This is a genomic window from Streptomyces sp. 135, from assembly GCF_020026305.1.
Lineage (GTDB): Bacteria > Actinomycetota > Actinomycetes > Streptomycetales > Streptomycetaceae > Streptomyces.
Genome location: NZ_CP075691.1, coordinates 8,610,973 through 8,625,947, shown reverse-complemented (window position 1 = coordinate 8,625,947; position 14,975 = coordinate 8,610,973). Strand labels below are relative to the sequence as shown.

18 protein-coding genes are annotated in these 14,975 nt (G+C 72.4%); 13 read left to right on the top strand and 5 right to left on the bottom strand.

What is annotated here, in order from left to right; genetic code table 11:
* Nucleotides 1-50 precede the first annotated feature (50 nt).
* Together KKZ08_RS38820 and KKZ08_RS37580 are read left to right on the top strand one after the other, a co-directional pair.
* Nucleotides 51-179 (top strand): LPFR motif small protein, encoded by a 129-nt coding sequence (locus KKZ08_RS38820; RefSeq protein WP_263303391.1) that lies wholly within the window; start codon nt 51-53, stop codon nt 177-179.
* Between the two features lie 77 nt (nt 180-256).
* Nucleotides 257-412 carry a DUF6131 family protein gene (locus KKZ08_RS37580; RefSeq protein WP_205035160.1) on the top strand — a complete coding sequence of 52 codons (156 nt, stop codon included), beginning with the start codon at nt 257-259 and terminating at the stop codon, nt 410-412.
* 72 nt (nt 413-484) lie between these two features.
* Here KKZ08_RS37580 and KKZ08_RS37575 read toward each other — a convergent pair whose 3' ends face one another.
* Nucleotides 485-1,060 (bottom strand): iron-containing redox enzyme family protein, encoded by a 576-nt coding sequence (locus KKZ08_RS37575; RefSeq protein ID WP_223778701.1) that lies wholly within the window; start codon nt 1,058-1,060, stop codon nt 485-487.
* A gap of 202 nt (nt 1,061-1,262) precedes the next feature.
* Complete coding sequence (locus KKZ08_RS37570; RefSeq protein ID WP_223778700.1) at nt 1,263-1,880, bottom strand: TOPRIM nucleotidyl transferase/hydrolase domain-containing protein; 618 nt, start codon at nt 1,878-1,880, stop codon at nt 1,263-1,265.
* Nucleotides 1,881-2,439: 559 nt separating this feature from the next.
* On the opposite strand from KKZ08_RS37570, the gene KKZ08_RS37565 reads away from it, so the two are divergent.
* The 8 genes from KKZ08_RS37565 to KKZ08_RS37530 all read left to right on the top strand — a co-directional run bounded on the left by KKZ08_RS37565 (nt 2,440) and on the right by KKZ08_RS37530 (nt 9,174).
* Nucleotides 2,440-2,622 (top strand): hypothetical protein, encoded by a 183-nt coding sequence (locus KKZ08_RS37565; protein WP_223778699.1) that lies wholly within the window; start codon nt 2,440-2,442, stop codon nt 2,620-2,622.
* Nucleotides 2,619-3,464 carry a hypothetical protein gene (locus KKZ08_RS37560; RefSeq protein ID WP_223778698.1) on the top strand — a complete coding sequence of 282 codons (846 nt, stop codon included), beginning with the start codon at nt 2,619-2,621 and terminating at the stop codon, nt 3,462-3,464. Before KKZ08_RS37565 ends, KKZ08_RS37560 begins: the two co-directional genes overlap by 4 nt.
* On the top strand, nt 3,461-4,393 hold the full coding sequence (locus KKZ08_RS37555) for a hypothetical protein (protein ID WP_223778697.1): 933 nt from the start codon (nt 3,461-3,463) through the stop codon (nt 4,391-4,393). Before KKZ08_RS37560 ends, KKZ08_RS37555 begins: the two co-directional genes overlap by 4 nt.
* 44 nt (nt 4,394-4,437) lie before the next feature.
* Nucleotides 4,438-5,508 carry a serine hydrolase domain-containing protein gene (locus tag KKZ08_RS37550; RefSeq protein WP_223778696.1) on the top strand — a complete coding sequence of 357 codons (1,071 nt, stop codon included), beginning with the start codon at nt 4,438-4,440 and terminating at the stop codon, nt 5,506-5,508.
* An 83-nt stretch (nt 5,509-5,591) separates the two neighbouring features.
* Nucleotides 5,592-6,284 (top strand): ribonuclease H, encoded by a 693-nt coding sequence (locus tag KKZ08_RS37545; RefSeq protein WP_223778695.1) that lies wholly within the window; start codon nt 5,592-5,594, stop codon nt 6,282-6,284.
* A gap of 134 nt (nt 6,285-6,418) precedes the next feature.
* Nucleotides 6,419-6,832: an ATP-binding protein gene (locus KKZ08_RS37540; RefSeq protein WP_223778694.1), complete on the top strand. Its 414-nt coding sequence runs from the start codon at nt 6,419-6,421 to the stop codon at nt 6,830-6,832.
* 86 nt (nt 6,833-6,918) lie between these two features.
* On the top strand, nt 6,919-8,448 hold the full coding sequence (locus KKZ08_RS37535; RefSeq protein ID WP_223778693.1) for an alpha/beta hydrolase: 1,530 nt from the start codon (nt 6,919-6,921) through the stop codon (nt 8,446-8,448).
* A 315-nt stretch (nt 8,449-8,763) separates the two neighbouring features.
* Nucleotides 8,764-9,174: a VOC family protein gene (locus KKZ08_RS37530; protein ID WP_223778692.1), complete on the top strand. Its 411-nt coding sequence runs from the start codon at nt 8,764-8,766 to the stop codon at nt 9,172-9,174.
* A 21-nt stretch (nt 9,175-9,195) separates the two neighbouring features.
* On the opposite strand, the gene KKZ08_RS37525 is transcribed toward KKZ08_RS37530, so the two are convergent.
* Nucleotides 9,196-9,621: a pyridoxamine 5'-phosphate oxidase family protein gene (locus KKZ08_RS37525; protein WP_223778691.1), complete on the bottom strand. Its 426-nt coding sequence runs from the start codon at nt 9,619-9,621 to the stop codon at nt 9,196-9,198.
* A gap of 173 nt (nt 9,622-9,794) precedes the next feature.
* On the opposite strand from KKZ08_RS37525, the gene KKZ08_RS37520 reads away from it, so the two are divergent.
* The 3 genes from KKZ08_RS37520 to KKZ08_RS37510 are packed head-to-tail and all read left to right on the top strand — an operon-like array spanning nt 9,795 to nt 13,474.
* The gene (locus KKZ08_RS37520) at nt 9,795-10,328 is read left to right on the top strand and encodes a 2Fe-2S iron-sulfur cluster-binding protein (RefSeq protein ID WP_223778690.1); all 534 of its coding nucleotides are present in this window, start codon (nt 9,795-9,797) and stop codon (nt 10,326-10,328) included.
* Nucleotides 10,325-11,320 carry a xanthine dehydrogenase family protein subunit M gene (locus KKZ08_RS37515; protein WP_223778689.1) on the top strand — a complete coding sequence of 332 codons (996 nt, stop codon included), beginning with the start codon at nt 10,325-10,327 and terminating at the stop codon, nt 11,318-11,320. The genes KKZ08_RS37520 and KKZ08_RS37515 overlap by 4 nt, the downstream gene beginning before the upstream one ends.
* A 42-nt stretch (nt 11,321-11,362) precedes the next feature.
* Nucleotides 11,363-13,474 carry a xanthine dehydrogenase family protein molybdopterin-binding subunit gene (locus KKZ08_RS37510; RefSeq protein WP_223778688.1) on the top strand — a complete coding sequence of 704 codons (2,112 nt, stop codon included), beginning with the start codon at nt 11,363-11,365 and terminating at the stop codon, nt 13,472-13,474.
* A gap of 21 nt (nt 13,475-13,495) precedes the next feature.
* Here the strand turns inward: KKZ08_RS37510 and KKZ08_RS37505 are convergent, their stop codons facing one another.
* A complete protein-coding gene (locus KKZ08_RS37505) occupies nt 13,496-14,524 on the bottom strand; it encodes a PHP domain-containing protein (protein WP_223778687.1) in 1,029 nt (342 codons plus the stop codon).
* Nucleotides 14,525-14,658: 134 nt separating this feature from the next.
* The gene (locus tag KKZ08_RS37500) at nt 14,659-14,919 is read right to left on the bottom strand and encodes a hypothetical protein (RefSeq protein ID WP_320588850.1); all 261 of its coding nucleotides are present in this window, start codon (nt 14,917-14,919) and stop codon (nt 14,659-14,661) included.
* Nucleotides 14,920-14,975: the final 56 nt, after the last annotated feature.

The window sequence follows — 14,975 nt, the reverse complement described above, 5'->3', positions numbered from 1 at the left end:
GCGGCAATTAATCAATTGCGAGCCGAGATGCGATGTCATGGAGGTCAGACATGCTGAAGGCCATTGCAGACGTTTTCCGCGCCATCGGTGGCGCCATCGCCACCGTGGTGACGCTTCCGTTCCGTGCCATCGCGCGGCTCTTCGGCGGCGCTTCCGATACCGCCCACGGCCATCACTGAGGTGGCTCGCCGCACCGCTGTCGCCGAGCAGCCATAAGGCGCATACTTGAATTCAGTCAGAGGGTTCGGAGGGTCCAATGATCGCACTCGGAATCATCCTGCTCGTCATCGGCCTCGTGGCCGGTATCTCCATCCTGTGGACGATCGGCCTCATCTTGGTCATCATCGGTGCGGCCCTGTGGGTTCTCGGCTCCGTCGGCCACGCTGTGGGTGGCCGACGGCACTATTGGTAGCGACGCCGGAACGGGTCGGCCACCGACCTCGGCAGTCGGCGGCGAACTAGGCGCCGCGGACCGCGGGTGAAATCAGTGACCCGCGTCCGCGGCGAGGTCAGCGCGGGCCAGTTCGAGGCACTCGCCCCCGAATCCCGCGTAGGAGGCGAGCACTTCGGTGCCCGCCTCCACCATTGCGTCGAGCAGCTGCGGGCGGTCGGTCAGGGCCGTTTCCAGCATGCGGCGGTCCAGCGCGATGTGGCCGACGTCCACGACGACGTGCTCGTCGAGGAAGGTGAACCGCGTGGGGTCGTCGTCCATGGTGCGCCTGCAATTGGCGACGAGGTCGACGGCGAAGCCCGCCGAGAGCTGCTCCATCTCATAGAGCGCGGCGACGGTGCACACCGGCTCGTCGCCTCCGCTGAGACGCTCGAACAGCGCGTTGTAGCGTGCGGCGGAGACGAGCGCGGCCGCGTTCTTCAGGATGTCCTCGGTGTCCAGGACGACGCCGCCCTTGGCGCCCAGGAAAGAGGCGGTGGAGCGGGCGTCGTCGACCATCAGGAGGTCGTGACCCGTCTCGCCCCGGGCGTGCTTGACGAGCCCTTCGCCGAGGGAGTCGTGGCCCGCTGCGCGTGCGCGGGTGCCGGCGGTCTCGATGACGCGCTGCATGTCGCGCGTGACGTGGACGCCGTGCAGGCAGTAGCGGTAGTGCCACTGAAGGAACAGCGCGGGTCGATGTGCGGTGAGCTTCCGAGGGTCGGCCAGGTGGGTGTGGCCCGCCGAGTGTGCGCGCCGCCCCTGACGGGCAGCTGACGCGCGGCCGGATCGGACGAGATCCGGGTACGGCGTCGGTGAGGCGGTCAGAGGCTGGTCAGAGGCTGGCGAGCAGGTCGTCGAGCGGGGCCGGTACGCGCTCGGGCGGGAGAGCCTCGACGAGGACGCGGCCGTAGCGGATCTTGCGGCCCTTCTTCGTGCCGAGGAAGCGCCGCAGCTGCTGCCGGGAAGTGCGCTCGCGCTGCGCGGGCTGGTTCAGGAAGGTCCGCAGGGCGCGCAGGTCGCCCTCCGCCTCGACGAGCTCCGCCACCCGTGTCACGCCCAGCGCGCGGATCAGCTCGTCCTCCAGGTCCGCCGCGCAGACGAAGAACTTCTCCCCCGCCGCGCTGGCCCGCTCCAGGCCGCGGACGTAGTAGGGACGCTCCGCCTCGTCGCACAGGCCGGTGAGGCGCAGGCCGAGGCCGGTCGGCCCGAGGAGGCCGGCGAAGCGGCCGACGCTCATCGCGCCGCCCATCGGCAGGACGCAGATCCCTTCGGCCGCCAGGTCGCGGCCCCGGCTCGCGGCCAGCGCGTCGACCGCCGCCGCGTCGCTCGGCCCTTCGAGCAGGACCACTGCCCGTACGGGCAGCGTCGCGGCCAGCTCCCGTGCCCGGTCGTCGGCGCCTCCGGCCGCCCACGCGATGATCGCCTCACGGAACGCCCCCATGTCGGTCATGACCGCGAGTCTCCGCGCTTTCGGGCCGCCGCGGTAGGGAATTTCCGCCGGTAGGCCGTTCGGCTGTGCGTGGTCGCGTCGAAGCACCGCGTCACGTGGACCAAGGGGTGACGGCGACGAGCTACGGTCATGCCTGCTCGGCCCGATCGGTGCCGCGCGGTACCCTCCATGCCGCTCCGCAGGGGGCGTTGGGTGTCGGTGTCCCCAACTCCCGACGAAAATGGGGCATGTTGTCGCACTTCCCACACGCCGGGTCCTGAGCATACGTACGGGCACGCACGGGACGCCAACTCGCCGCCCCACGAGTCTTCTTGGCGCGGCACAGATGCCCGCCCCCACCCGAAGACCGGATGCACGCAACCCCATCCCGAACCGCGCGGAGGCCCGACTCACGTACCGCGAAAGGCGTGGCTGACGCCGCGACTGACGGTATGTACACCCTTACTCGACTGCACACGATTTGAACTAAGCGGACAAGGCAGGCGAATTGCCCTAAACTAGTCCGAGGGTGGGCGTCACTGGACATAGTGACGACGACTTTCTCCTTCGAGGAGGCATAATGCTTGCTCAGCACACAGCGATTCTCGTCACTCCGACGGATGTCACGGCACTCGGCACGACAATGGTGGAGCCGGAGACCGACCTGAGTGACGCGCCGACGTACAGCCCGCAGGCTCAGGGCCAGCTTCTGGCGCTGCTGCTTCTTTCGCCGAAGGAGCCGAAGGAGCCGAAGGACAAGTGAGCCCCGATCAGTCGCAGACCGCTTACGCTGCGTCGGCGGCCGACCTGGCTCTTCGTGCCCTCGATGCCCTCCGTGGCATCGGGGGCACGGCCATGGTCGCGGAGCACGTCGAGAGCGCCGACGACCCCAAGGCGGCCCTCGCCGCCATCCGCGTCGTCGGCGCCGACCTCTTCGCCCCCTGTCTGCTGGGCGACACGGTCTTCTCTCCGCAGGACGCTGCGGCGGTCACGCAGTCCTTCGCGGTGTTCCCGCCCGCGGTGAGCACGCCTCCCCCGCCACCGGAAGGTGCCGCCGAGCCCTGGCTCGTCGCCTGGCGGGACTGGGCCACGGCCACGCTGCTCGCCCGCTTCACCGACCCGGCCGCGACCGCCGAGCCGGTCGACGTGCTCGGCACGGACGACGCGCCCGGTCCCCAGTTGGGCGGGGGTGTGCTCGCGCCGCAGCCCGCCGGGGCCCCCGCGCTCTCCGAGCCGGAGCACGGTCCGGCCACCGCAAGCGCCCACGCAGCGGGCATCGATACGGGCTGGCAGCGCTGGTCCGTCCGTATGGGGCAGCTCTCACCCCTCGCCCTGCCGGGGCTCGAAGGGGCGGTCCAGGACGCCGCACGCGCCGCCCCGCTCGCCCTCGCGCGCGGCGCCGTCCGGGCCGTGCTGCGCCGTGACTTCCCCACCGCCGCCCGGATCGTGCGCTGGCTCGCACTGCTGAGCGCCGAGGGTGTGTCCGTCCCCTTCGACCCCGCGCCCCTGGTCGAACACCTCCGCCTGCACGGCGGCGGACCGCGGCTCGCGCTCGACGTCGCGATCGCCGCCCGTCTGCTCGCCCTGAACCTGGAGACCCCATGACGGCGTCCGTGACGCAGAACGCGCATCAGGTGAGCACCAAGGCCGTGGCCTGGCTCCACACGCACCGCGAGCTCGGCGCGCTGCCCGCCGACACCACCGCCGACCTCGGCGACCCGGACAGCGTCTACAAACCGCTCGGCGAGACCGCCCTCGCCGCCTCGCTCGTGTTGCGCGAGTCGGCCGCTGGCAGCACCACGCTGGGCATGGCCCGAGAGCTCATGGAGTTCTGCTGGCGACAGTTCGGGAACGGCGACATGCTCTACGAGCGGCTGCTGCGGCACTCGATGACGACCGACCCCATGGAGACATACGCGCCCTTCGCCCGCAGCGGCCTCCGCCACGAACCGCTGGAGCGGCTGCTCGCCCACACCAGCGCCCTGCGTTCGTTCCGGGGCGTCGAGATCCTGCCCAACCGCAGGCTCGCCGTCGCGAACGTGGCCCGTGTCGTGGGCCTCGACGAGGGAGGCCACGGCTACGACTGGGAGACCTTGACCCGCGCCACCTGGCTCGGCGGCACTCCCGAGCCCTGGCTCATCGACTGGATGGCCGGCTACTGCGCCACCCACGCCGTCTTCCACCTCACGGACTGGGGCGGCAACCCCACGGGCCTGCCCGATGACCTCACCGAGTACGTGTCGATGTGGCTGCCCGTGTGGATAGACATCTGGGCCGAGATCGAACAGTGGGACCTGGTCATCGAGCTGATGATCGTCGGCTGCTGTCTCAAGGACCCGTACTGCGACCCCGCGGACTGGGAGCGGCTGGCCCGGGTGCAGCACGCGGACGGCCTCGTGCCCCGTGACGGCGGACCCGTCGCCGACGATCCCGAGCGGCGCTTCGCGGAGCACCAGCACACCGCCGTCGTGGCAGCGGTCGCGGGAACCCTCGCGGTCTCCCGCACGCTGGGCGAGGCGGCGGGCGCGCGGTGAGACCCCGTGCTCTCCGGCGCGCCGCCCACTACCGGGCGGAGCCTGTGACAGCCCAAGGCAGCCCCACCTGGGCCGCCGACACCCTCGCGGCCCTGCGCGGGGCCGCGCCCGGCGCGAGCACCGTGGCGCTCGCCGTCCGGCGCGGCCCCGAGCACGTCGTCCTCGCCACCGGCGAGACCGCGCTGCGCGGCGGCACGCCCGCCGACGCCGACACCCGCTTCGAGATCGGGTCGCTCACCAAGACGTTCACCGCGCTGCTCCTGGCCGAGATGGTCGCGCGCGGCGAGGTCGCGTACACCGATCCCCTCAGCCGCTTCCTGCCCCGCTCCGCGCTCCCGCACCTGCGGGGCTCCCCCATCACCCTCCTCCACCTCGCCACCCACACCTCGGGCCTGCCCCGGCTGCCCCCCGGCTTTCTGCGCAGCGGCGTGCCCACCTGGTTCAGCAATCCGTACGCGGGCTTCTCCCCCGAGGCGCTGCTCGACGCCCTCGCCCGCACCCGGCCGCGGGCCGCGCCGGGCATGCGGGTGCGCTACTCCAACTACGGGGTCGGGCTGCTCGGTGAGCTGCTGGTCCGCGCCGCCCACGGTCCCGGCGGCGCCTTCGCCCCGCTGCTCGCCGAACGCGTGCTCGACCCGCTCGGCCTGACCCGCACCAGCTGCGCCGCCGACCAGCCGCAGGCCACCGGTTACTGGCACGGCAGGGCGCGCCCCAGCTGGCAGATGGCCACCATGGCGGGTGCGGGGGCCGTGCGGTCCAGCGCCCGGGACCTGCTGACGGTCCTGGACTGCCTCTGCGCCCCCGGGGCCGTACCACCGGGTGTTCCCGGGACGCTGCGGGCCGCGCTCACCGACGTCACCGTGCCCCGCATCGCGCTGCCGGGCGCCGGCACGCGGATCGCCCTGGTCTGGAACATCAGGCCCCGCCCCGGCCACGACCTCTACCACCACTCCGGCGGCACCCGGGGCTTCACCTGCTTCGCGGGTTTCAGTCCCCAGACGCGGATCGCCTTCGCCGCCCTGGCGAACACGAGCCCGTCGCTGTCCGGCGGCTTCATCCAGCGGGCGTACCTGGAACTGTGGACGCTGGCCCAGCGCGGAAGCCTCCCCCTGTGAAGTCAGCCGGTCCCGGGCGACGCCCGAGCGCCGCGGGGGTGTCCGGCGTCCCGGCTCCGGGCGGCGGATGAAATCATCGGGGGATGTCTGATTTGATCATTGCCGCCTGTGACGGAGCGGCCAAGAAGAATCCCGGGCCCGCGGCCTGGGCCTGGGTCGTCGCCGACGCCGAGGGTCGCCCTCAGCGCTGGGAGGCCGGTCCGCTCGGCCACTCGACGAACAACGTGGCCGAACTGACCGCGCTGGCCGAACTGTTGGAGTCCACGGACCCGGCGGTGCCGCTCGAAGTGCGGATGGACAGTCAGTACGCGATGAACGCGGTCACCAAGTGGATCGCCTCCTGGAAGCGCAACGGCTGGCTGACCGCCGCGAAGAAGCCGGTCGCCAACAAGGACATCGTCGTACGCATCGACGCGCTGTTGCAGGGGCGCGCCGTGACGTTCCGGCACGTCGCCGCCCACCAGGTGGACGGCGACCACCTCAACGCGATCGCCGACGTCGCGGCCAGCGACGCCGCGACGACCCAGCAGCCCGCCGGCACCGCCCACGGCGCGCCGGAGATCCCCGAGCCGCGCGCGGAGCGGATGACCGCCTCCCCCGCGAGCCGCGCCCCCAAGAAGACCGCCGCCCGCGCGAAGAAGAGCGGCCCGGGCCCCGTGATCAAGGCCAAGTTCCCCGGCCGCTGCCATTGCGGGCAGCCGTACGCCGCCGGGGAGAAGATCGCGAAGAACGCGCACGGCTGGGGTCACGTGGAGTGCCGGGACGCCGGCGACTGAGCCGCCGGGTTTGTGCAACAGTTCGGCAACCGACACTTCCCGGCCACTTCGGGGGCGTTAAACCTGTCGCTTTTCGGGCAGGGGTTCCCCTCGTACGGCCATCGCGCAGAAGAAGACCGGAGGAGGGGAGGCTCATGCCGGCGCAACGGACACGGCTGCATGACGGGCCGCCTGGGACGACCACCTTCGACAAGGAGCCCGGCGCCGTCACCGACGCGCGGGACCTGACCCGGGATTTCCTCGCGGGGCTGGTCCCGGCAGTGGGTGAGCAGACCGCCGCGAGCGTCGAACTCATCGTCTCCGAGCTCGTCACGAACGTGGTGCGCCATGCCCGTGGCGCCCTGTGCTCGCTCCGGCTCCAGGCGCTGCCCGACGTCATCACGATCACGGTGTCCGACGCCGATCCGCGGCCGCCCCGGGAGCGGACCCCCGATCTCGCGGGGGGAACGGGCGGGTTCGGCTGGCCCATGGTGCGGAATCTGGCCACAGCCGTGAGTGTCACGCTCGGTTCGACCGGCAAGACCGTCCGCGCGGAGCTGGCGAGGTAGCTCCGCGGGGGTGGGGCTGACCCCAGGGACGATTCGGGGGCGGACCGCAGTGAGCCGGGGGTGGCGCCGCGCCTAGCGTGCGGTGCATGAGAATCAACGTGTGTTTACGCGTCGTCGTCGCCGCCGCGGCGATGCTGGCCGTCGGGGCGGGGACGCTGCCCGCGGCGGCCTCGTCCACGGCCGAGCCGCTCGGCCGGTACTACGACCAGGCCGTCGACTGGCAGGACTGCTCCCTCGGCCCCGATGACACCGCCGGACAGAAGCTCGACGCCGCGGGCGCCCGGTGTGCCGACATCACCGTGCCCCTCGACTACTCCGATCCGGGCGGCCGGACCATCACCGTCGCCATCTCCCGCCTGCGCGCCACCGATCCCGCGCACCGTGTCGGCGCGATGCTGCTCAACAACGGCGGCCCCGGCGGGCCGAGCCTCGAAATGCCGCCCGGCATGGCCCGGTTCATGGGCAAGACCGCCGGCAAGTTCGACCTGATCGGCGTGGATCCGCGGTTCGTCGGCCGTTCCACGCCGCTGGACTGCGGCTGGGACGTCGGCTCGACAATCTTCTCGGCGGGCCGGGACCGGGCGGGCTTCAAGCGGTCGGTCACCCGTGGGCGCGACCTCGCCGAGCGGTGCCGGCGCACCAACGGTGACGTACTGCCGTACGTCACCACCCGTAACACCGCCCGTGACATGGATGTCGTCAGGGCCGTGCTGGGCGAGAAGCGGATCTCGTACTTCGGTTTCTCCTACGGCAGTTACCTCGGCCAGGTCTTCACCGAGCTGTTCCCCGGCCGCACCGACCGCATGGTGCTCGACGGAGTCATCGACCCCGCCAGGTACAGCCAGACGCTCCTGGCGGACTCCACCTCGGCCAACGAACGGGCCCTCGGCGACTGGGCGGCCTGGGCCTCGGCGCGCCACGAGACGTACGGCCTCGGCCGCACCCCTGAGGCCGTGCTGGCCACGGTGGACCGGATCGAGGAGGCCGCGGCCGAGAAGCCCCTGCGGGTCGGGAAGTTCCGCGTCGACGAATACTTCCTGCCGATCGTCTTCTTCGGGGGTCTCGGGAGCGACCTCGACGCGGCCCGGGCCGAGCTGGCCACCGCGACCCGCACCCTCGCGCGGGCGGCCGACCGTGAGCGAGTGACGCCGAAGCCCTGGCTGGCGGGGATGCTTGCGTCCACGACGACCGAGGCAGGGTCGCACCAGGGCAGTGCGCAGGCGGCCATACTCTGCGGGGACGTCGCGACCCGGCGCGGGACCGAGAGCTACTGGCGCGCCATTCAGGCCGACCGGGGCACGGCTCCCTTCTCGAGTCCCCTGACGCACAACATCACGGCGTGCGAGTTCTGGGACCGCCCCGCCGAGGCGCCGACCGTGGTCGACAACGACGTGCCCGCGCTCCTGGTCAACGCCACGGGTGACACCCGGACCACGTACTCCGGGGCGCGGCAGGTGCGGAAGCAGTGGTCGCGCTCCCGGCTGATCACCGTGCCCGGGGCCAATCAGCACGGTGTCTACGGCGACTACGGCAACGCCTGCGTGGACGGGCAGGTGAACGACTACCTGGCCACGGGCAAGCTGCCCAGGCGCGACCGGATATGCGACGCCCGGTAACCGGGTGAATCGCGTGAGTGGCCGCTCCCTGTCCCACCAAGGCGCGGCCGCTCAGCTCACAGGTGGCGCCGCCCACTGACCATCGGCGGCGCCCGTCAGGTTGTCACCCCTGCACCGGACGCCTGCCCGCCCCCGGGACGCCCACACGTGCTGCCGGCCGTTTTCCGCCGCCGGTGACCGTCCGGCGGAACCGGGAAAGCCGTTCGCCGCCCGGGTGGGCGCGTGCGCAGGCCCTTGCCAGTGGCCTGCGCTAACTTCCTCGGAGTCCGATACATCCGGCATATCCGGTCCATGACCCTGCTCCCGGGAGGATGCATGACCTCGCGCCTCAACCCCTACATCTCCTTCGCCGGTGACGCCCGGCAGGCGCTGGAGTTCTACAAGGAGGTGTTCGGCGGCACCCTGGCGCTGAACACCTATGCCGAGTTCGGCCAGCAGGACAGCCCGCTGGCCGACAAGATCATGCACGGCATGCTGGAGACCCCTGGCGGCTTCACCCTGATGTGCGCCGACACCCCGTCGGACGACCACAGGCCGGGCAACAACATCTCGGTGAGCCTGAGCGGCGACGACGACGCCGAACTGCGCGGGTACTGGGAGAAGCTGTCCGCCGGGGCCTCGGTGAGCGTGCCGCTGGAGAAGCAGATGTGGGGCGACGTCTTCGGCATGTGTACGGACCGCTTCGGCATCACCTGGATGGTCGACATCACCGGTCAGGGCGGCTGACGACCCGCATTGCCGCCGGCGTCAGACCGAGCCCAGGTCCGAGGAGTACCAGTGCTCCGGGCGCAGGTGGTAGACCGCCTGTTCGCCGTGCTCCCTGGCGGCGAACTCCACGTACGCGTCCACCTTGTCGGCCGGGAGGTAGCGGGCGGCCAGCTCCCGCAGTCGCTCGGCGGTGGCGTCCTCGGTGCGTACCACGGGGCCTTCGACGGAGACGTAGCGGACGGTGGGCTCCACGCGGTCGACCATCAGGGAGAAGCGGCCCGCGGCGGCGATCAGGCGGCCCTTCTTGGAGTCGCGGCCGGTCATCACCCACAGCTCGCCGCCGGGGGCGTACTGGTACCAGATCGGAAGAGTGAGTGGCGCCCGTCCTTCGCCCGCGGCCACGGCCAGCGCACCGATGTGGGGTTCGGCCAGGAACTGTTCGCGCTCTTCCACGCTGAGGGGCATGCGGTTCTCCTTTTCGGCGGTCGGGGCCACTGCTCACCCATGCTTCTCCCCCAGTTTCGCCGAGGCGCCGGGTGCGGGCATCCGGCCCTCTCCGCATGCCGGAACGTGTGTCCTGCCCCAGGCTGGATAAGCGGTCACCGCACGGACCACGGAGGACGAGGGAGCAGAGTCTCATGGGAACCGAAGCGTTCCACTCGGAAGTGCCCCTGACGGTGAACGGCAGGCCCTGCCGCGTCACCGTCGACCACCGCTCGACGCTGCTGGACGTCCTGCGCGAGCAGCTGGGTCTGACCGGCGCCAAGAAGGGCTGCGACCACGGCCAGTGCGGTGCCTGCACCGTCCTCGTCGACGGGCGCCGGGCGAACAGCTGTCTGCTGCTCGCCGTGGCGCAGGAGGGGTGCGACGTCACGACCGTCGAAGGTCTGCGCCCGGCCGACGGTGCACAAACGCATCCTCTCCAGCGGGCCTTCGTGGAGCGTGACGCCTTCCAGTGCGGATACTGCACCCCGGGGCAGATCTGTTCGGCCGTGGGCGCCGTCGCGGAGGCCGAGGCGGGCCATCCCTCGCACGTCACGGACCCGCAGGCGCCCGCGGGCTCCCCCGTGGAACTGACCAGGGACGAGATCCGGGAGCGTCTCAGCGGCAACCTGTGCCGCTGCGGCGCCTATCCGCACATCGTCGAAGCCGTGGAGGACGTGACCCGGTGAAGCCCTTCATGTACGTACGCGCCCACAGCGTCGATGAGGCGGCCGCGGCGCACGCGGGCAGGACCACCTCCCGCTACCTCGGCGGCGGCACGAATCTCGTCGACCTGATGAAGCTGGGCGTGGAGAGCCCCCGGACACTGATCGACGTGAGCGCCCTGCCCCTGGACGCGGTCGAGGAGCTGCGCGACGGGTCCGTGCGCGTCGGGGCGACGGTGCGCAACAGCGACCTCGCCGCCCACCCGCTGGTGCGCGAGCGCTATCCGGTGCTGTCCCAGGCGCTGCTCGCGGGCGCGTCGGGCCAGCTGCGCAACATGGCGACCACGGGCGGCAACCTCCTCCAGCGCACCCGCTGCCCCTACTTCCAGGACCTCGGCAAGCCGTGCAACAAGCGTGAGCCGGGCACCGGCTGCGGGGCCCGGGACGGTGTCCACCGCGACCACGCGGTCCTCGGTCACTCGCCGCAGTGCATCGCCACGCACCCCTCCGACATGGCGGTCGCGCTCGCCGCGCTCGACGCCCAGGTGGAGCTGTACGGGCCGGGCGGCCGGCGGAGCGTCCCCGCGGCGGAGTTCCACCGGCTGCCCGGCGGCCGTCCCGACCTGGACACCGAGATCACGCACGGCGAACTGATCACCGGCGTCCTGCTCCCGCCGGTGACCGCGGGTCTGCCCTCCGCCTACCGCAAGGCCCGTGACCGCGCCTCGTACGCGTTCGCGCTCGCCTCCGTGGCCGTGGTCCTGGACGTCGAGGATTCCGTCGTACGGGAGGTGCGGATCGCGTTCGGCGGCCTGGCGCACCGGCCCTGGCGCGCGCGGCGGGCCGAGCGGGCGCTGCTGGGCGGCGCGCCGAGCGAGGAGGCGTTCCGGCAGGCCGTCGAGGCCGAACTCGACGCGGCCGAGCCGCTGCGGGACAACGCGTTCAAGGTGCCGCTGGCCCGCAATCTCGCGTGTGACGTCCTGCGGCGCCTGGCCGGCAGACCCCCGGCTTCCTGACTCGGCCCCCGCCCCTCCTCCGCCCTCCAGGGAGAACACCTCATGCCGGACACCACCAGCGTCAGCGCTCTCGGGGCACCCGCCGAGCGCAGGGAAGGCCCCGCCAAGGTCACCGGGGCCGCCCGGTACGCCGCCGAGCACACACCCGACGGATGCGCGTACGCCTGGCCGGTCCCCGCCACGGTGGCGCGCGGTGAGATCACCGCCATCGACGACACGGCGGCCCTCGCCCTGCCCGGAGTCATCGACGTCCTCAGCCATCTGAACGCGCCGCGCCTGGTCGAGCCGGAGGACGCGACCCTCGCCGTGCTCCAGGACGCGCATGTGCCCCACCGCGGCTGGTACGTCGCCCTGGTGGTCGCCGAGACGCTGGAGGCGGCCCGCGAAGGCGCCGCCGCCGTCGAGGTCACCTACGCCGAGGAGCCGCACGACGTCACGCTGACCGCCGGCCACGCCGACGCGTACGTGCCCGAGGACTCCGACGGCACCTCGGGCGAGCACGTCCGCGGTGACGCCGACGACGCGTTCTCCTCCGCGCCCGCCCAGGTCGACGTCGTCTACCGCGTACCGCCGTTGCACAACCACCCCATGGAGCCGCACGCGGCGACCGCCCGCTGGGACGACGGGCGGCTGACCGTGTACGACTCCAGCCAGGGCGCGACCACCGTGCGCGATGCCCTGGCGGGCATGTTCGCGCTGCCCGAGGAGCGGATCACGGTCGTCTCCGAACACGTCGGCGGCGGCTTCGGTTCCAAGGGCACACCCCGGCCGCACGTCGTACTCGCCGCCATGGCCGCGCGCACGACCGGGCGCCCCGTGAAACTCTCCCTGCCCAGGCGGCAGTTGGCGACCGTGGTGGGCCACCGCTCGCCGACGATCCAGCGGCTGCGGCTTGGCGCGCGGCCGGACGGCACGCTGGTCTCCGTGATCCACGAGGTGACCTCGCACACCTCGCGCGTCAAGGAGTTCGTCGAGACGGCGGCCGCCGCCACCCGCGTCATGTACCCCTCGCCGCACGCCCGCACGACGCACCGGGTCGTGCCGCTCGACGTGCCGAGCCCCTCCTGGATGCGGGCGCCCGGTGAGGCGCCCGGCATGTACGCGCTCGAGTCGGCGATGGACGAGCTCGCCGTCCGTCTCGACCTCGACCCCGTCGAGCTGCGGCTGCGCAACGACACCCGCGAGGAACCCGACAGCTCCAAGCCCTTCAGCAGCCGGCACCTCGCCGAGTGCCTGCGCGAAGGAGCCCGCCGTTTCGGCTGGTCGACGCGCGATCCGCGGCCCCGCTCGCGCGCCGAGGGACCCGTCCTGATCGGCAGCGGCGTCGCCTGCGCCACGTATCCCGTGCTCGCCGCGCCGTCCCGGGCGAGCGCGCACGCCTACCCGGACGGCAGCTTCGTGGTCCGCGTCAACGCCACCGACATCGGTACGGGTGCGCGCACCGTCCTCGCGCAGGTCGCCGCGGACGCGCTCGGCGTGCCGGTGGAGCGGGTGCGGGCCGACATCGGCAGCAGCGACCTGCCGAACGCGCCGCTGGCCGGCGGCTCCTCCGGCACCGCCTCTTGGGGCTGGGCCGTCCACGAGGCGTGTACGCGGCTGGCCGAGCGCCTCTCGGGGCAGCACGGGCAGCAGTTGCCACCGGAGGGAGTGGGCGCCAGCGCCGACACTGCGGGCACCGCGGACGCGGACAGCGATTACGCGCGCCACGCGTTCGGCGCGCATTTCGCCGAGGTCGGTGTCGACATGGTGACCGGCGAGGTGCGTGTGCGCCGCCTGCTGGGTGTGTACGCGGCCGGGCGCATCCTCAACGCCCGTACGGCGCGCTCCCAGTTCATCGGCGGGATGACCATGGGGCTGGGGATGGCGCTCACCGAACACAGCACGATGGACAAGGCGTTCGGTGACTTCGCGGAGTCCGACCTCGCCTCCTACCACGTGCCTGCCCACGCGGACGTGCCCGCGATCGAGGCGCACTGGATCGACGAGGACGACCCCCACCTGAACCCCATGGGCAGCAAGGGGATCGGTGAGATCGGCGTCGTCGGGACGCCCGCGGCGATCGGCAACGCGGTGCACCACGCGACGGGCGTACGGCTGCGCGAACTGCCGCTCACGCCGGACCGGGTGCTCGCGGCCGCCGAAGGGGCCCTGTAGCGGCCGCGCGTCGGCGCGTCGTCAGGAGGTGGCTCTCCCCCGGCTCTCGCGGGTCCAGGCCAGCAGCTCCTCCGCCGTCCAGGTGGTCACGACGCGCTCGGCGGGGACACCGCACTCCTCGGCCCGTGCGCACCCGAAGATCTGCCAGTCCAGCTGGCCCGGGGCGTGCGCGTCGGTGTCCACGGAGAACAGGGCCCCCGCGTCCACGGCGCGGCGCAGCAGCCTGCGCGGCGGATCGAGGCGCTCGGGACGGCTGTTGATCTCCACCGCCGTGCCCGCCGCCGCACACGCGGCGAACACCTCGTCGGCGTCGAACGTCGACTCGGGCCTGCCGCGTCCGGTGACGAGCCGGCCGGTGCAGTGGCCGAGGATGTCGGCCCGGGGGTCGCTGACGGCGGCGACCATGCGGCGGGTCATCGCGGCGGCGTCCATGCGCAGTTTGGAGTGCACGGAGACGACGACCACGTCCAGTCGGTCGAGCAGTTCCGGTTCCTGGTCGAGGGAGCCGTCGTCGAGGATGTCGCACTCGATGCCGGTGAGCAGCCGGAAGGGCGCCCAGCGGGTGTTGAGGTCGGCCACGACGTCCAGTTGCTCGCGCAGCCGCTCCGGGGAGAGTCCGCGGGCGATGGTGAGCCTCGGCGAGTGGTCGGTGAGCACCGCCCACTCGTGGCCGAGCGCCTGTGCGGCCCGGCCCATCTCCTCGATGGGGCTGCCGCCGTCGGACCAGTCGGAGTGCAGGTGGCAGTCGCCGCGCAGCAGCGCCCGCAGCTCGGCGCCGCCTTCGGCGAGCGGGTCCCCCGCCTCGCCTTCGAGCCGTTCGAGATAGCCGGGCACGCCACCGGCGAGCGCCTCGCGGACGACGTCGGCGGTCTTCGGCCCGACCCCCTTGAGCGACTCCAGCGTCCCGTCGGCGGCGCGCCGCGCGGCCTCGCCGTCGGGCAGGGCCCCGATGACCGCCGCCGCGGTGCGGAAGGCCCGCACACGGTAGGTCGGGGCGCGGCCGCGCTCCAGCAGAAAGGCGATCCGTTCCAGCGCCTCCACGGGCTCCATCGGCACCTCCGGCCGCCGGTCTCCTCCACCGGCGTACGCGTCCTACCAGCGTCGCCGATGACGGGCCGCGCGGCACGGCGAGCGTGGCGCGCGGCCCGGCGTCGGGGGAAGCGCGTACGCCTGAAGGGCTGCTCTCAGGCGGTGGGCTCTTGCGGCTGCGGGTCTTCGGTGGGTGAGGCGTCGGCTTCGGCCGAGCCGCGTCGGCCGGTGCCCGCCTCGTCCGTGTCGGGCACGTCCTCGTCCGCGTCGTCGCCGCTGTTGCCTGTGGTGGACGCCTTCTCGTCCACCTCCCAGGGGTCCGGCTCGTCGGAGGCCTGCTGGTCCGGCAGGTCCCTGGGCACGGGAGGGCCGTTCTGGCCCGGCGACGGGGGGTTGCGCTCGTCCATGGGGTCCATGAGTGGTGCTCCGTTTCCTCGGTGTTCTCTGTGCTCGGGGCGGGTCCTCGGTGGGT

Coding starts and splice junctions, on each gene's coding strand:
- KKZ08_RS38820 (WP_263303391.1), top strand. CDS start 51: ATGCTGAAGGCCATTGCAGACGTTTTCCGCGCCATCGGTGGCGCCATC.
- KKZ08_RS37580 (WP_205035160.1), top strand. CDS start 257: ATGATCGCACTCGGAATCATCCTGCTCGTCATCGGCCTCGTGGCCGGT.
- KKZ08_RS37575 (WP_223778701.1), bottom strand. CDS start 1,060: ATGCAGCGCGTCATCGAGACCGCCGGCACCCGCGCACGCGCAGCGGGC.
- KKZ08_RS37570 (WP_223778700.1), bottom strand. CDS start 1,880: ATGACCGACATGGGGGCGTTCCGTGAGGCGATCATCGCGTGGGCGGCC.
- KKZ08_RS37565 (WP_223778699.1), top strand. CDS start 2,440: ATGCTTGCTCAGCACACAGCGATTCTCGTCACTCCGACGGATGTCACG.
- KKZ08_RS37555 (WP_223778697.1), top strand. CDS start 3,461: ATGACGGCGTCCGTGACGCAGAACGCGCATCAGGTGAGCACCAAGGCC.
- KKZ08_RS37545 (WP_223778695.1), top strand. CDS start 5,592: ATGTCTGATTTGATCATTGCCGCCTGTGACGGAGCGGCCAAGAAGAAT.
- KKZ08_RS37540 (WP_223778694.1), top strand. CDS start 6,419: ATGCCGGCGCAACGGACACGGCTGCATGACGGGCCGCCTGGGACGACC.
- KKZ08_RS37535 (WP_223778693.1), top strand. CDS start 6,919: ATGAGAATCAACGTGTGTTTACGCGTCGTCGTCGCCGCCGCGGCGATG.
- KKZ08_RS37530 (WP_223778692.1), top strand. CDS start 8,764: ATGACCTCGCGCCTCAACCCCTACATCTCCTTCGCCGGTGACGCCCGG.
- KKZ08_RS37525 (WP_223778691.1), bottom strand. CDS start 9,621: ATGCCCCTCAGCGTGGAAGAGCGCGAACAGTTCCTGGCCGAACCCCAC.
- KKZ08_RS37520 (WP_223778690.1), top strand. CDS start 9,795: ATGGGAACCGAAGCGTTCCACTCGGAAGTGCCCCTGACGGTGAACGGC.
- KKZ08_RS37510 (WP_223778688.1), top strand. CDS start 11,363: ATGCCGGACACCACCAGCGTCAGCGCTCTCGGGGCACCCGCCGAGCGC.
- KKZ08_RS37505 (WP_223778687.1), bottom strand. CDS start 14,524: ATGGAGCCCGTGGAGGCGCTGGAACGGATCGCCTTTCTGCTGGAGCGC.
- KKZ08_RS37500 (WP_320588850.1), bottom strand. CDS start 14,919: ATGGACCCCATGGACGAGCGCAACCCCCCGTCGCCGGGCCAGAACGGC.